Source organism: Butyrivibrio sp. DSM 10294 (assembly GCF_028539135.1).
Classification (GTDB): Bacteria; Bacillota; Clostridia; order Lachnospirales; family Lachnospiraceae; genus Butyrivibrio.
Window position 1 is genome coordinate 135,174 of record NZ_JANSWL010000081.1, and the last position, 15,784, is coordinate 150,957.

Annotated in this window: 11 protein-coding genes; 10 read left to right on the top strand and 1 reads right to left on the bottom strand. The window is 46.1% G+C overall.

The annotated features are described in order from the left end of the window. Nucleotides 1-132: 132 nt before the first annotated feature. Nucleotides 133-3,462 carry a leucine-rich repeat protein gene (locus tag NXH67_RS12815; protein ID WP_272797613.1) on the top strand — a complete coding sequence of 1,110 codons (3,330 nt, stop codon included), beginning with the start codon at nucleotides 133-135 and terminating at the stop codon, nucleotides 3,460-3,462. A gap of 96 nt (nucleotides 3,463-3,558) precedes the next feature. Beyond that, on the top strand, nucleotides 3,559-4,575 hold the full coding sequence (locus NXH67_RS12820; RefSeq protein WP_272797614.1) for a hypothetical protein: 1,017 nt from the start codon (nucleotides 3,559-3,561) through the stop codon (nucleotides 4,573-4,575). Here the strand turns inward: NXH67_RS12820 and NXH67_RS12825 are convergent. Continuing rightward, nucleotides 4,572-5,348 (bottom strand): HAD family hydrolase, encoded by a 777-nt coding sequence (locus tag NXH67_RS12825; protein WP_272797615.1) that lies wholly within the window; start codon nucleotides 5,346-5,348, stop codon nucleotides 4,572-4,574. The two genes, NXH67_RS12820 and NXH67_RS12825, sit on opposite strands and share 4 nt — an antisense overlap. A 343-nt stretch (nucleotides 5,349-5,691) precedes the next feature. On the opposite strand from NXH67_RS12825, the gene NXH67_RS12830 reads away from it, so the two are divergent. The 8 genes from NXH67_RS12830 to NXH67_RS12865 all read left to right on the top strand — a co-directional run bounded on the left by NXH67_RS12830 (nucleotide 5,692) and on the right by NXH67_RS12865 (nucleotide 15,722). Further along, a complete protein-coding gene (locus NXH67_RS12830) occupies nucleotides 5,692-6,201 on the top strand; it encodes a MarR family winged helix-turn-helix transcriptional regulator (RefSeq protein WP_272797616.1) in 510 nt (169 codons plus the stop codon). 18 nt (nucleotides 6,202-6,219) lie between these two features. Then, nucleotides 6,220-7,983 carry an ABC transporter ATP-binding protein gene (locus tag NXH67_RS12835; RefSeq protein WP_272797617.1) on the top strand — a complete coding sequence of 588 codons (1,764 nt, stop codon included), beginning with the start codon at nucleotides 6,220-6,222 and terminating at the stop codon, nucleotides 7,981-7,983. Between the two features lie 18 nt (nucleotides 7,984-8,001). Further along, nucleotides 8,002-9,936 carry an ABC transporter ATP-binding protein gene (locus NXH67_RS12840; protein WP_022777793.1) on the top strand — a complete coding sequence of 645 codons (1,935 nt, stop codon included), beginning with the start codon at nucleotides 8,002-8,004 and terminating at the stop codon, nucleotides 9,934-9,936. 172 nt (nucleotides 9,937-10,108) lie between these two features. Beyond that, nucleotides 10,109-11,152: an ABC transporter ATP-binding protein gene (locus tag NXH67_RS12845; RefSeq protein WP_022777794.1), complete on the top strand. Its 1,044-nt coding sequence runs from the start codon at nucleotides 10,109-10,111 to the stop codon at nucleotides 11,150-11,152. Between the two features lie 23 nt (nucleotides 11,153-11,175). Further along, nucleotides 11,176-12,048, top strand: a complete 873-nt coding sequence (locus tag NXH67_RS12850; RefSeq protein ID WP_022777795.1) for a carbohydrate ABC transporter permease — start codon at nucleotides 11,176-11,178, stop codon at nucleotides 12,046-12,048. Nucleotides 12,049-12,062: 14 nt separating this feature from the next. Then, nucleotides 12,063-12,902, top strand: a complete 840-nt coding sequence (locus NXH67_RS12855) for a carbohydrate ABC transporter permease (RefSeq protein ID WP_272797618.1) — start codon at nucleotides 12,063-12,065, stop codon at nucleotides 12,900-12,902. 88 nt (nucleotides 12,903-12,990) lie between these two features. Next, nucleotides 12,991-14,325 (top strand): ABC transporter substrate-binding protein, encoded by a 1,335-nt coding sequence (locus NXH67_RS12860; RefSeq protein ID WP_022777797.1) that lies wholly within the window; start codon nucleotides 12,991-12,993, stop codon nucleotides 14,323-14,325. An 86-nt stretch (nucleotides 14,326-14,411) separates the two neighbouring features. After that, nucleotides 14,412-15,722: an MBL fold metallo-hydrolase gene (locus NXH67_RS12865; protein ID WP_272797619.1), complete on the top strand. Its 1,311-nt coding sequence runs from the start codon at nucleotides 14,412-14,414 to the stop codon at nucleotides 15,720-15,722. The last annotated feature ends 62 nt before the right edge of the window (nucleotides 15,723-15,784 follow it).

Consider the following 15,784-nt stretch of genomic DNA (forward strand, 5'->3'; position numbering starts at 1 on the left):
CCACGCATAAATACTGAATAAACGAAATAACAATAATGGAAAAATTGTCCTCCATGTCGTAGAATACCTAAGTGTGGGCTTATAGCCTACATTGGGAGAGAGAAATACTGACATGGAGGACAAAATTATAGTATGAAAAAAGGTTTTATCCGTAGAACCCTTGGCCTGTTCCTTGCTGCGTCCATTGTGATTGCACAGATTCCGCAAGCAGCAGAGGCTTATGAAGGTGCAACGCAGTATGGGGAAGAACTCTCTGTTGAGGATTCGTCTGAGGTTATGATCTCAGAGGATTTTGCATCGGATGAGAGTTCAGAAGAGGCGTCAGATTATGAGGATTCTGATGCAACAAAGAATGAAACAGAAATTGAAGCAGAAGTTGAACCGGAAACAGAGATAGACGTTATCTCAGAGGACGTATCCGGCAATGAGACCGTAGAAGACGATACAGATTCCTATGAAGAGCTTGTTTCAGAGGATGATCTCGTATCTGAAGAAGCTGATGATGTTGCTGATGCAAAGCTCTTGGCAACAAGCGGCGAATTAGGAAGTAACATCAAATGGAGCCTTGATGCTTCAGGAACCCTGACCCTCACCGGAAGCGGCGTTATGGAGGACATGCTTCCAACTACCCGTCCCTGGGAAGATTATCTGAAGAGTATCAAGAAGGTTGTGGTAAAGGACAGCATTACAACTATCGGCAAATATGCTTTCTGGGAATGCTCTAATCTGAAGGAGGTTTCTCTGGAGAGTAACATCACTTCCATCGGCGAGGAAGCCTTTTATGCGACCGCGGTTGAGAGCATTAACTTTCCCTCATCCTTAAGAGAGATTGGCAGCAATGCCTTTGAATATGCTCATCTTACAAGTGTTACACTGCCTGCATCGGTTACCGAAGTCGGCAATTGGGCTTTTGCCAATAATACAAGGCTTACTCAAGTTGTGGTAGAGACCAAGAAGATGACAGTCTCAGGAATGTATGCGTTCCAGGAGTGCCCGATTAACAGTGTGACTCTGCCCAAGGATATGACAGTAATTCCCGAATATCTTCTTCATGATGCCAAGTTCGGCGATATCAAGATCACTATTCCCAAAACCGTTAAGATCATCGGAAGAAGTGCCTTCAGTGCATCTTCCAAATCTTCCGGAACCATGGAGGTTGTATTTGAGGATGGCTCACAGCTCTCTACCATCGGGGATTCAGCATTCAGCCAGGCACGTCTTTTCAAGATCACCCTTCCTGAGAGCCTTAAGGAAATCGACGATCAGGCTTTTAGTTCCACCAGAATATCTGAGATCGTAATTCCATCCAAGGTCAACAATATCGGTTCCTGGGCCTTCGCTGACAACAAGTTCCTGGCCAAGGTGACACTTAATTCAAATACCCTGACTGATTGTGAGATATTTGCTTTTGATGGCTGCGGCATAAGTCAGGTAGTCTTCGGAGATAATGTCACAGCTATTCCTGACTATCTTTTTTACAGTGCGGATTTCTCGGGATGTACAGTAACTATCCCTAAGAGGATCAAGACTATTGGTAAAGGCGCCTTTTATTCCGATGGCAAGGGAAGTATTGATGCACTTAAGTTTGAGGCCGGAAGTGAGTGTAAGAGTATCGGCAGTGAGGCTTTTGCCAACTGCAGGCTCTACGAGCTTCGCCTTCCTGACAAGCTCAAGGAGATAGGATATCAGACTTTCAGTGGAACATATATCGAGGATCTCGTGATTCCTTCGGGAGTTACCAAGATAGACGCCTGGGCATTTGGCGACTGTCCCCTTCTTTCCAAGGTTACAATACCTGCGTCGGTAAAGGAAATCGGCTATCAGGCCTTCACCACCACAGGGTCCAAGGATATCATGGTCATTGTACCCAAGGGATGCTATGCCTATGATTGGATAAAAAAGAACGCAAGTGACAATAATTATATTATCACCGAGAGTTTCCCCATTTCCTATGTCTTAAATGGCGGAACAAACAGCGATAAGAACCCTGTTAATTATCTAAAGGGCGAGAGCATCTCACTCTCTGCTCCTACAAGAACCGGCCATACTTTTGACGGTTGGTTCCTTGATTCCAAGTTCACCAAGGCAGCCCCGTCTGTGGACACAAGTAAGGGCGGCAAGCTCACCTTCTACGCTAAGTGGACAGCTAAGACTTATACGGTTAGTGTTAATGCAAACGGCGGTAAATTAAGCGGAGCATCAACCTTCCAGGTTACCTATGGCAAGGCTTATCCCAAGTTCACCACCACAGCCTCCAGAACCGGCTACAATTTCGCCGGCTGGTACACACTTCCCGAGGGCGGCAGCAGGATTAAGCCCGGAAGCACTGTATTTAAGCCTGAGAATCCTGACAGCGCCAAGATCTATGCTCATTGGACACCTGTTAAGTACAAGATCACCTACAGACTTGGGGGCGGTACTCAGAAGAAGGCTCCTGCGACCTACACAGCAGACAAGGACTGCGTTCTCGCAGTTCCCACCAAGACCGGCTACACCTTCGCAGGCTGGAAGGTAGAGCAGTCAGCAGGTAAAATGGCACTCTCCGGCGGCATCATCAAGGCAGGCAGCGGCAATTACGGCAACGTAACCCTGACAGCCACCTGGAACGAGAACGTATATGACCTCATCGTGCACAAGAACAATTCTTCAGACAGCAAGGATATCACCAACACCCGCAGGGTCAGATATACAGAAGAATTTGAGATGTACTCCATGGCAGGCTCCTTTGAGGGCTATCACCCCGAAAACGGCGGGAAATTTACCAGCTTCGTAGTATCAGTCAATTCCAGAGCTGACGGCAAAGGCAAGAAGTACTCCATGGCAAGTAATTACTCCGGGCTGTCAACCGGAAGTGATCCAAACGGCAAGGAAATAGCGCAGGTTCATCTGTACGCTCAGTGGGGCAAAGAAATCTTTTACCGCATCGGCTATGCGCTTGACGGCGGAACCCTTAAGACTCCTGTAAATGCCTATGATGGCAGCGCAGATGTCAAGATCCCCAATCCCACCAAGACCGGCTATAAATTCACCGGCTGGGATGCGAAGTACATTAACAGCCGGATGAAGCTTTCCACCAAGGGAAATGTCACAACCATCAAAAAAGGAAGTGCCGGTGACATATACTTCGTCGCTAAGTTCACACCGATCACCTACAATGTGAAGCTTAGCACCAACGGCGGTGTATACCTTGACAAAAACAACAAGAAACAGACCACCATGCTCTTTGCATCCGGGGTTGCCTACGGCGAAGATGTTACAAAGAAAGCAGATTTCTCCGATTTCTGCAGCAAGAGGCTCTCAAGAAAGGGCTATACCTTTGCAGGCTTTGCCACCGACAAGGCAGGTAAGAACCTGGTGATTAACGCGAGCGGAAGGCCTGTGGGTCAGTACACTTCCGGCATTAAGAATCTCACCACCAAGGACAAAGCTACAGTAACTCTTTATGCGATCTGGACTAAATAAAGACCTGTAATCGGCAGAATAGATAATTTAAACGCTTCTTCTTATCGGATAGAATGAAATCGATTCTATGAACAAACGGTAAGGAGAAGCGTTTTTATGGTTAAGGAAAATAAAGAAATGAGTAAGGCCAAAAAGATCATCATAGCCATTCTACTTATTCTGCTGACAATAGGCCTTGGATTTGCAATATGGGTAGTTGTGGTCCTGGGAATGGTATTTGGATTGTTTGACAGGCCGACTCTTAACGTATCCTCTTTTAACGGTTGTCCCGATACTGCAAGTGAGAGATATGTAGCTTACGTGGGATATGCGGATGAAAAAGAGCTGATATGCCTATATGATGTTGATACTGACAGCACCAGGACGATCGCTGTTATAGATCCTGAGGATTATTATCTTGTGTATGATCCGGTGCTTAAGGGTGACACTGTTGAATACAAAGTAAGAGATGATGATAATGACTTCGTTATCTATACCTATCACATAGGTAGCGAAGAACTGGAAGCTACCGAGCCGGTACATGATCATACCTACGGATATGATGTATGGAACAGCCTTACAGCAGAGATTGAGACACCGGAATACGGAACGGTCACCCTTTCTTCCAGTCATCTGGATCCATATTATACATGTACTGTTAATGGGGAATCTTTTCCGGTAGAAGTTGTTACATCCGAGGTTGACGATGAGGCCTCCATTTATTCAGAGGACTGCACCTACGAAAACGGTATTATCTATGCCAAGGTCATGTATCATGAGAATCCCTGGTCCAAGAGAGAAGGGTACTTCGCAGATCACAATCAGGCGGACAGGGCAGCCGGAAAAGAGGCAATTGTCGCCATAAACCCTGCAGACCACTCCTCTAAGATAATATACAAATGCAAGACCTACAAAGAGAGAATAATAGGTTACAAGGACGGAGCGGTGTATTATTACAAAAACGGTTTTCTCGTAAAATATAACTTGGAAAGCCGTAAGAAAGAAACAATAAGTAGCTTTGTCGTAGGAAGAACGCTGGTTTTTGCCTGGTGTAAAAACGATCTGGTTCTTCTAAATGTTGATAATTCTTATTACCACACCTATAAGGTTGAAAAGGTAGTATATGAGTTCTAAATAAGGCCAAATTTCTCAAGGCCTATAAGGATGCCGTCGTCTTCCAGATTGGCAGTTACAAAATCCGCGATCTGAGCGATCTCATCACTGCAGCGGCCCATGGCAACTGCGATACCGGCTTCCTCCAGCATCTCCTTGTCGTTGATGCTGTCGCCGAAGGCAATGGTGTCCGCTGCATCTACATTAAGAAGTTCGCAGACCTTGCGGATACCGGTTCCCTTGTTATAGCCCTTGGGAACCATCTCCCAGATAGTGGGAGTGTGAACCATATAGTCATACAGATCGGATAGCTCTTCGCTGCACTGCGCACTGGTTTCAGGGTTGCAGGTGACGGAGAGCTTGTTTATTTCCCATTTTCCCCATGAGTCTTTGATCCCGCGGAGTCTCTCACCCATTTCCCGCATTACCTTTTCGCCGTACATATCTCCGGTGTAGTCGGATTTCTCCATATAGAGGTGCTCAGGGCCTTCAAGGATTGGCTTGAAGCCGTATTTGTTCATGGCTTCCATGGTCCGGATTGCGTCATCCCTGGATATCAGGCGGTTGAAGATGGTCTTACCTTCATATTCGATCATGCATCCGCAGGAGGATACAATGCCGTCCCACCCTATATCAAGGAGCTCTTTATTAGTGACAAAGGCTCTGGCTCTTCCTGTATTTATGAAGCATTTGTGGCCATTTGCCCTGGCCCTTCTGATGCCTTCTTTGGCGCTCTCAGGTATGTAGTTCTTGTAATCCCATAGTGTTCCGTCTATATCGAAAAATATGATCATATTCAGGTCCTTTCTATAATTTCAGAAGTCTAACCGCTGCCGCAGTATTTGTCAAATCAGCTAAGGATTCGCTTAAGAAAATTTTAACTTGACAATATGTAGTTAGCTACCTATCATGGGATATGTATCATGCTACATATATATGATATGGGTGTCAAAAGTCAAAAATGCGTACATGCTTGCAGGTTAAGCATTTTGACTTTATGACCCGAACAAATATGAGGAATAAGCAATTTACGCAGTAAATTAGCGGTTTCCGAATATTTGCAGAATTGCGAAAATGACTTTAGTCATGGAGCAATTCGTATATCATATATTAATTGTCACGAATGAGAGGTGAGACATGAACTGCGAAGAAGATCAAAGGCAATTCTTCAGAGACAGAGAGCATGAGCCCACGAGCTTCAAGTTCAAGCTTATCCACGAATCCTTTGCCGCCATTATCAATAGACAGCTGAAGGAGGACGATATGACCTTTTCCCAGCTGATGCTTATATCCTACGTGTGGGAGAAGAGGAATCAGAAGGTCACCCAGAAGGACATATCCAAGGCTCTGCACATCAAGCATCCTACCACCATCGGTCTTCTTAAGAGACTCGAGGAAAAGGAGATGCTGAAGGTAGTGGTTGATCCTGACAACAGAAAATACAGGAATATCGCTCTGACTCCTAAGGGCGAGAAATTTGTGAAGCACAACAAGGAGAGAAAAAGATACACCGATTCATATCTGACCGAGGGCATGACCACGGAAGAAGTTACGGAGCTTAGAAGGCTCCTTGACAAGGTCATAGACAACATGAAGGAACTTCGGGAAGAAACTATGAACTGCGATGATCTTAACAAGAGTGAATAACAATTCAGGAGAGAATCTATGCTAAAAACACTTTTAAAACAGGTAAAGGAATACAAGCTTGCCTCCTTCCTTACGCCCCTTTTCATGGTCCTGGAGGTTATCTGCGAGATGATAATCCCTATTCTTATGGCCAAGATCGTGGATGACGGTATCGGATTTAACAATCCAAACGGAGGAAGCATGGGCGTCATCTTCAGGGTTGGAGCAATGATGATCGTCATCGCTTTGCTCGGACTTTTTGCCGGACTTGGCGGAGCCTATTACGGTTCACAGGCATCCACAGGTTTTGCCAAGAACCTCAGGAAGGCTATGTTTGACAACATTCAGACCTTCTCCTTTGCCAATATCGACAAATTTTCAACTTCAGGTCTTGTAACAAGACTTACAACAGACGTAACGAATATTCAGAACGCCTACATGATGACCCTCAGAATGGCCATGAGAGCGCCTGCATCCCTTATTATCGCCATGGTTGCAGCCTTTACCATCAGTCCCAGACTTGCCAGCATCTATCTGGTGGCAGTTCTGTTCCTGTCGGTTCTTATGGTGATCATCATGAACACGGCCACCAAGTACTTCAAGCAGGTATTTGAGAAGTACGACAAGCTCAATGAGAGCGTACAGGAGAACGTATCCGCAATCCGCGTGGTCAAGGCCTATGTCCGTGAAGAATATGAGAATGACAAGTTCAAGAAGGCTGCCCTTAACATCTATCACATGTTCGTTAAGGCGGAGAAGAACCTTGTTATGATAAGTCCCGTAATGTCAGGAACTGTATATATCTGCATCCTTTTGGTGAGCTGGTTCGGTGCCCATATGATAGTTTCAAATGAGCTTACCACCGGCGGACTTATGAGTCTTCTTACCTACTGCATGACCATCCTCATGAATCTCATGATGCTTGGTATGATCTTCGTAATGCTGACAATGGCTCAGGCCAGCGGCAAGCGTATCGCAGAGGTTATCGAGGAGAAGGCCACCATCACCAACAAGGATGGCGCTGTCAAGGAAGTTAAGGACGGCAGCATTTCCTTCGAGCATGTGGATTTTGCCTACAATACAACCTCCGAGGAGCCTGTTCTTAAGGATATTAACCTTGATATCAAATCGGGAGAGACCATCGGAATCATCGGAGGAACCGGTTCTGCTAAGTCTTCGCTGGTTAACCTTATCAGCAGACTCTACGATGTTACAAAGGGCAGCATCAAGGTCGGCGGTGTGGACGTAAGGGACTATGACATGGAGACCCTGCGAGATCAGGTATCCGTTGTACTTCAGAAAAACGTTCTTTTCTCCGGAACTATTCTTGACAACCTCCGTTGGGGTGACAAGAACGCCACCGAGGAGGAGTGCAAGAGAGCCTGCAGAATGGCCTGCGCCGACGAATTCATTGAGAGAATGCCGGATGGCTACAACACCGAGATAGAGCAGAGCGGAACCAATGTATCCGGCGGACAGAGGCAGCGTCTATGTATCGCAAGAGCCCTTCTCAAAAAGCCCAAGATCCTTATCCTGGACGATTCCACCAGCGCTGTTGATACAGCAACGGATGCCAAGATCAGGAAGGCCTTTGCCGAGGAGATTCCCGGAACCACCAAGCTTATTATCGCTCAGCGTATCAGTTCAGTTCAGAACTGCGACCGCATCATTGTAATGGACGACGGCTGTGTAAACGGCTTCGGAACCCATGAGGAGCTTCTTAAGACCAATGAGATCTACAGAGAAGTATACGAGTCACAGACCGGAGCTTCCGGAGATGCAGATTTCGACCAGGCAGGCTGAGAGTAAAGGAGAAAAGAAATGGCAGAAGAAAAACAGGTTAAACCGGGCCCCGGAAGACCAAGGCAGGGAATGCCCCGTCCTAAGGTAGAGAACCCCGGCAAGCTTTTTGCGAGAATCATGGGATATGTGTTTAAATTCTATCCCGTTCATATGATAATTATTGTTCTTTGTATCTTTGTAACAGTATTTTCAAGCGTACAGGGAACCCTTTTTACCAAGACACTTATAGACGGCTATATCAAGCCTATGCTTGATTCGGGAAGCAATGATTACAGCGAGCTTCTCAAGGCCATGGCGAGAGTTGCCATATTCTACGGAACAGGCGTACTTGCTGCATTTATTCAGTCCTATACAATGATCTTCATTAACCAGGGCACACTTAAGAGACTTCGTGAGGATCTCTTCGAGCACATGGAGAGCCTTCCAATCAAGTATTTTGACACTCATGCCCACGGAGATATCATGTCGATCTACACCAACGATATCGATACTCTCCGTCAGATGATAAGTCAGAGTATACCTCAGATGCTGAACTCAGCAATCACGATTGTCAGCGTTCTGGCATCAATGCTGGTTCTGAGCATACCTCTTACCATCGTAACCCTTGTAATGGTTGCAGTTATGTTGTTCTGTTCAGCCAAGGCCACCAAGGCTTCCGGTAAGAACTTCGTTGCTCAGCAGAAGAATATCGGTGCTCTCAACGGCTATATCGAGGAGATGATGACAGGACAGAAGGTAGTCAAGGTCTTCAATCATGAGAGCGAAGCCGTCGTTAAGTTCGATGAGCTCAACGAGGAGCTGTACAAGAGTGCGTTCAAGGCCAATGCCTATTCCGGAGCCCTTGGTCCCATCAATGCACAGCTTGGCAATACCAGCTATGTAATCTGTGCTATTGTGGGCGGTGCCATCGCACTGTCGGGAAATGTGACCTTCGGACTCTCGGTCGGTGCACTGGCCAGCTTCCTTACCTTCAACAAGAACTTCTCAATGCCCATCAACCAGGTCAGCATGCAGTTCAACTCGATCATCATGGCTCTTGCCGGAGCAGAGCGTATCTTCAAGCTCCTGGATGAGCAGCCTGAGACCGATGAAGGCTATGTAATGCTGGTTGATTCTGAGGAGAAGAACGGTGAGATCGTTGAGGCAGACCACCACACAGGACACTGGGCCTGGAAGCATTATCACAAAGCCAGCGATACAACCACCTACCAGCCCATGGAAGGTGATGTTACCTTCAACGGCGTTGACTTCGGCTATACGGATGAGAAGATGGTTCTTCATGACATCGTGCTCCATGCGCTTCCCGGTCAGAAGATTGCTTTTGTAGGCTCCACCGGTGCGGGTAAGACCACGATCACCAACCTGATCAACAGATTCTACGACATTCAGGACGGTAAGATCAGGTACGATAATATCAACGTCAACAAGATCAAGAAGGCAGACCTTAGAAGGTCCCTTGGTATCGTTCTTCAGGATACACATCTTTTTACCGGCACGGTTATGGAGAATATCCGCTACGGTAAGCTGAATGCCACAGACGAAGAGGTCAAGGCAGCAGCCAAGCTTGCCAATGCCCACAGCTTCATCAAGAGGCTCCCTGACGGCTACAACACCATGCTCACCGGTGACGGAGCCAATCTGTCACAGGGTCAGCGCCAGCTCCTTGCAATTGCAAGGGCCGCCATTGCAGATCCTCCGGTTCTTATCCTGGATGAGGCTACTTCCTCCATCGATACCAGAACAGAGAAGATCGTTCAGGACGGTATGGACAAGCTTATGAAGGGCAGAACCACCTTCGTCATTGCACACAGACTTTCAACTGTACGAAATAGCGATTGTATTATCGTTTTGGAACAGGGAAGGATAATCGAGCAGGGAACCCACGACGAGCTTATTGCCAAGGGTCAGAAGTATTATCAGCTTTACACGGGTATGAAGAGCGAAACTGCTTGATATATAAGGAAACTATTGAATTTTTAAGGGCCGGTCGGCATATAGACCGGTCCTATTTTAATTGTTAAATTTTTATAAAAAAAAACATTTGATATTTCGATTTGTTATAGTATAATAAAAAGCTGTCTGCGTTTCGGAGAAACATTTTTTTATTAGATTGGGTAGGTAAAGCATGGATATCAGAATTGAAAATCTAACAAAAACTTATGGTAGTCTTAATGCGGTAGATCACATGAATCTTACTGTAAAAGACGGTGAATTGGTGGGCCTTCTGGGACCCTCCGGCTGTGGTAAGTCAACCACACTTTTTATGCTTTCGGGTCTTACTACCCCTACACAGGGTAAGATCTATTTCGGCGACAAGGATGTAACTTCCATTGCTCCCGAGGATCGTGAAATCGGTCTTGTATTTCAGAATTATGCTCTTTATCCTCATATGACTGTAGAGGATAATATCACATTTCCGCTTATCAACCGCGGAATCAAGAAGGCTCCTGCAAGGGAGATGGCTCTTGAGATCGCCAAGGTCGTTAAGATCGACCAGTACATGAAGAGAAAGCCCAGTGAGCTTTCAGGCGGTCAGCAGCAGAGAGTTGCCATCGCAAGAGCACTTGTCAAGAAACCCCAGGTACTTCTTCTGGACGAACCCTTATCCAACCTTGATGCTAAGCTTCGTGTAGCAACAAGAGAAGAGATCAGACGTATCCAGCAGGAAGTTAAGATCACAACCATCTTCGTAACCCACGACCAGGAAGAGGCTATGAGTATCTCCGATCGTATTGCAGTTATGAAGGAAGGTGTGCTTCAGCAGTATGAGGTTCCTCAGACCATGTACCTCAATCCTGCCAACGAATTCGTAGCAAACTTCCTCGGAACACCCGAGATCAACAATATCGAAGTTGACGTTAATGACGGCGTTATCTCCTCAGGCGGTATGGTTCTCAGAACAGGCGCCAAGCTCGCTGACGGACATTATCATGCAGGAATCAGACCTGAGTCCTTCTACATCGATGATAACGGCAATTCCTTCAAGGTGGACAACCTTCGTATGACAGGACGTGACCTCCTTCTTTTCTCCAAGCTTGGTGAGAAGGTTGTACGTATCCTCGTTCATTCTTACATGCAGGTAGCAGAAGGTGATTCTGTTAAGACTTCTGTTCGTGAAGGCCATATCCTGGTATTTGATGACCAGGAGAAGCTCATCGGCAGATTCTGATCCAAGGGAAGGGAGTTATTATAATGGATAAAAAGAGTGCAAAGGGATATTTATATCTCCTTCCGTCCATGATCATTATGATCTGCTTCACAATATATCCTCTTATAAGAGCCATCGTTATGAGCTTTTTGGGGGATTACAGCATTATCAACGGCAGCTACAAGTCAATCGGCTTTGATAACTACAAGGCGCTGTTTGCCGATCCTGATTTTGCTATGTCACTTAAGAACACCACAATCTACGTTGTGTGCGTTGTGCCTGTATCCATCATGCTTTCACTTATCATTGCGGTTCTTATCAACAGCTGCAAGAAGACCAAGGCACTTTTCCAGACAATCTATTTCCTTCCTTACGTTACCAGCGTAATCGCCATCGGTATCGTATGGAGATGGATGTTCAACAGTAATTACGGTCTCATCAACTTCATGCTGGGACTTATCGGAATTGAGCCTATTCAGTGGCTTAATCTTCCGCAGTATGCTATGCCTGCTCTTATCATTTTCGCTATCTGGAAGAGCATGGCCTTCAATATTCTTATTTTCCTGGCTGGTCTTCAGACTATTCCCGAGGATCTCTACAGGGCAGCAAGAATTGACTCTACACCCAAGTTTAGAGTATTTACCAAGATCACGGTTCCTCAGCTTGCACCCATGATCGTTTATTCCAGCGTTATCGGAATGATCGGTGCCTTCAAGGTGTACAACGAGGTATTCTCACTGTTCCAGGGAAAAGCCGGCCCCGCCAACAAGGCAATGACTATCGTTTACTACATTTACGATAAGTTCTACAACAGCTACAAGTACGGCGTTGCTGCTGCAGGCAGTGTTGTCCTGTTCATAATTATTCTTATCTTCACCAGGGTTCAGCTTCGTGTAACCGGTGGCAATAAGAAATAAAAGAGGGTATAGCTATGAATAATAAGAGAAATATTGGAAATATTATCGGGACAGTACTGAAGTTTGCAGTACTGATCCTGGGATCTGTTTTTACTATATTGCCCTTCGTATGGATGATCTCATCTTCACTTAAGACACCCAGCGAACTGGTTGCAATTCCGCCTGCGCTGTTTCCGGAGACTCCTCAGTGGGTTAACTACAAGGACGCCTGGGCAGCAGCACCTTTTGCGAGATATTTTGTGAACACACTGATCGTTACACTGTGCACCACCTGCGGCGTACTGGTAACTACAGTGCTGTCAGCCTTCGCATTTTCAAGACTTAATTTTCCCGGCAAGAAGACAGTGTTCTCTCTTTTCCTTGCAACACTGATGATCCCCGGCGAAATGCTTATCATCACCAACTATGAGACTATCATCAAGCTCAAGTGGATCGATTCCTACAAGGCCATGATCGTACCTTGGGTCTCAAGTGCCTTTTACATTTATCTGCTGACACGTTTCTTCATGCAGGTACCTGAGTCACTTTACCTTGCAGCCAAGGTTGACAAGTGCTCCGATTTCAAATATATGATCAAGATCATGGTACCCATGAACAAATCGGCCATTTTCTCAATTGCGATCCTGAACATCATCAGTAGCTGGAACGCATTCCTGTGGCCACTGCTTGTTACAAACTCACAGGAGATGAGAGTTCTTTCCAACGGACTTGTTCGTTTCCAGACTGAGGCAGGCTCTTCCACAGAGCTTATCATGGCAGCATCCTGTATGCTTGTTATGCCTATCATCATCATCTATCTGTTCCTTAGAAAGTACATCATCGAAGGTGTTACAAGAAGCGGACTTAAGGGATGATATTGGGGTTATTTTGATCTAAGGGCAATTATGCCTTAGAAGATATTTTTTTTACATCCGCGATGCGGAAAGGAAGGAGAATAGTATTATGAAACTGAAAAAATTTGGTGCCGGCGTACTTGCTATGGCTATGGCTGCATCCATGATGGTTGGATGTGGTGAGACAGCTCCCGCAACAACAGAGGCTCCTGCAGAGACACCTGCTACTGAGGCTCCTGCAACAACAGAGGCAACAACAGAGGCTGCTGCTACAGAGGAAGCTCCTGCTGCTGAGGCTAAGTCAATCGAAGCAACAGAGATCACTTTCTGGCACGCTATGAACGGCAATCTTGAGACTGTTCTTACACAGATCACAGATGAGTTCAATGCAAACAACGAGTACGGCATCAAGGTTACACTTGTAAACCAGGGTGCATACGGCGACCTTCAGACCAAGCTTCAGGCTTCAGCTGCTGCTGATGCTCTTCCTGATCTTGCTCAGGCTTACAACAACTGGCTTACACCTTACATCGACAAGGTAGTTAAGCTTGACGATTTTGTAGCAACTGATTTCGATAACTGGGATGACATCGTTTCAGCTTATCGTGATGAGTGCTCAGAGTTCGGCTTCATCCACGCTGTTCCTTACAACAAGTCAACTTATGTTCTTTTCTACAACAAGACAATGTTCGATGAGCTCGGAATCGAAGTTCCTCAGACTTGGGCTGATGTAGAGGCTGCTGCTAAGACAGTTATGGATTCCAAGAACATCGCTTTCATCGGTTACGATGATCTTGCAGGTGCTGTTGAGGCTTCTCTTCACCAGAACGGAAGCGACTACGTAGATGCTACAGGCGCTCTTTTCAACGATGAGAAGGGTCTTGAGACCTGCGAGTACCTTTCAAACCTTTACAACAATGGCTATGCTCGTCTTGTTGGTGAGGACGGATACTTCTCAAATGTTCTCAGCAACCAGATGATCGCTTCTTACATCGGATCTTCAGCCGGTGTTTCTTACATCAAGGCTGAGGGCTGGGATCTTGGAGTAGCTCCTATCCCTGGAAACGTTGCTAAGGCAGCTAACATGGCTGGTACAAACATTGTTATGTTCTCACAGGATTCTAACAAGCAGCTTGCAGCTTGGGAGTACCTCAAGTACATCACAAGCACAGACGCTGTAGTAGAGTGGGCTGTAGGAACCGGTTACCTTCCTATCAGAACATCTGCTTACGAGACAGATGCTTACAAGGCATACATGGATGAGAACGTTTGCGCTAAGGCTTGCTACGAGCAGTCCAAGGACTTCTTCTTCTCACCTACATTTGATGCATCAAATGATATCAGAAGCACAGTTCCTTCAACTGTTGAGCAGCTTGTTTATGACAAGGCAGACGCTCAGAAGTGGCTTGACACTATCGTTGAAGCAATCAACGCTCAGTATTAATACATTTCTGATCAATTGAATTAAATGAAAGTTGGGGCTGCCTGCCATGTGGCGGGCGGCCTTTTTTCTCCTTTTTGAGGTGTGTTATGGCTAAACTTACTTTTATCAGTGGACTTAGGGAAATAGGCGGAACTGTTGTGGCAGTGGAAACTAAGACCACTATCTGCCTCTTTGATTTCGGATTTGCTTATGCGGACAGAATAGATGATAAGGTCAGGCTCCGTCCGGGAAACGAAGCCTATGACTATGTAAGGCTCGGGGTACTTAATGCCATCGACGGCATCTATGAGCCTGAGACTGCACATAAGCTAGGGGTTAAGGCCTATGGCGAAACGGATAAAGAGATATTCATAATCATTTCTCATATGCATATCGACCACATGGGTGGTCTGGGAGCCCTTGACCAAGGCGTTCCTGTGTATATGAGTGCTGATTCTGCACGGCTATATCACGAGATGGGAGTAATGGGAGAGCTGGAGATAAGAGAGCATGAAAAGGTTCTTCCCATAGATTATGACGCATCTGTCACCGTAGGAGATATCAAGGTAACCTGTGTGCAGGTGGACCACGATGTTATCGGAGCCTGCGGTTTTCTGATCGAAGCAGATGGGAAAAAAATCTGCTATACCGGAGATTACAGATACCACGGCTATCATCCTGAGATAAGCGCAGCCTTTGCCGAGAAATGCAAGGGTGCGGATCTGATGATCAGCGAAGGCGTCACCATCAGTTTCGCTGATGTGGACATGCTGTCTCTTGAAGGACCTGTAAGAGACCATACCGAGTCAACTCTCCTTGAGGAGTTCAAAAATCATGCTCTTGAAGAAGAGAAGCTCCTAGTTATTAATAACTACAACAGAAATGTTGAGAGGATCCACAGGTTCATTGAAGTTCTGGCTGAGTGCGGAAGAACCATGGTGCTTGAGCCTGAGCAGGCCGACTATGTGGCAGCCTTTTATCCCGAAGATAACTTCGCCGTATACCTTCCTGAGGGCGGGGAGCTCAAGGCGCCTCTTCTTAAGAACAGGCCTGTTGTCATCAGAAAAATGCTGCTGGAAAACCCTGAGAAGTATGTGCTTCAGCAGGATTACAAGCATGTCTATGAGCTCTTTGAGCTGGACAGTGTAATTTCCCTGTATCTTCATATGGACGGGGCACCCCTCGGCGACTATGATCCTTCCTTTGCCAAGTTCTACAGCCTCCTTGATAACCTGGGGATAAACTATTTAAGATGCGGCCTTGGCGGCCATGCGGAGCCTTATTACCTTCGTCACACCGTTGATGTGATAGAGCCTGCGGTCCTTGTTCCGCTTCACAGCTTCAGACCCGAACAGCTGGTGTCTTCTCATGCGGGGAAAATCATTCTGCCCGAGATAAATGGCACAATTACGCTGTAAATCATTTCATTAAAATATTATGAAAATCATGAAAAAAGTGGAGAAATCGTGATTATTTTATC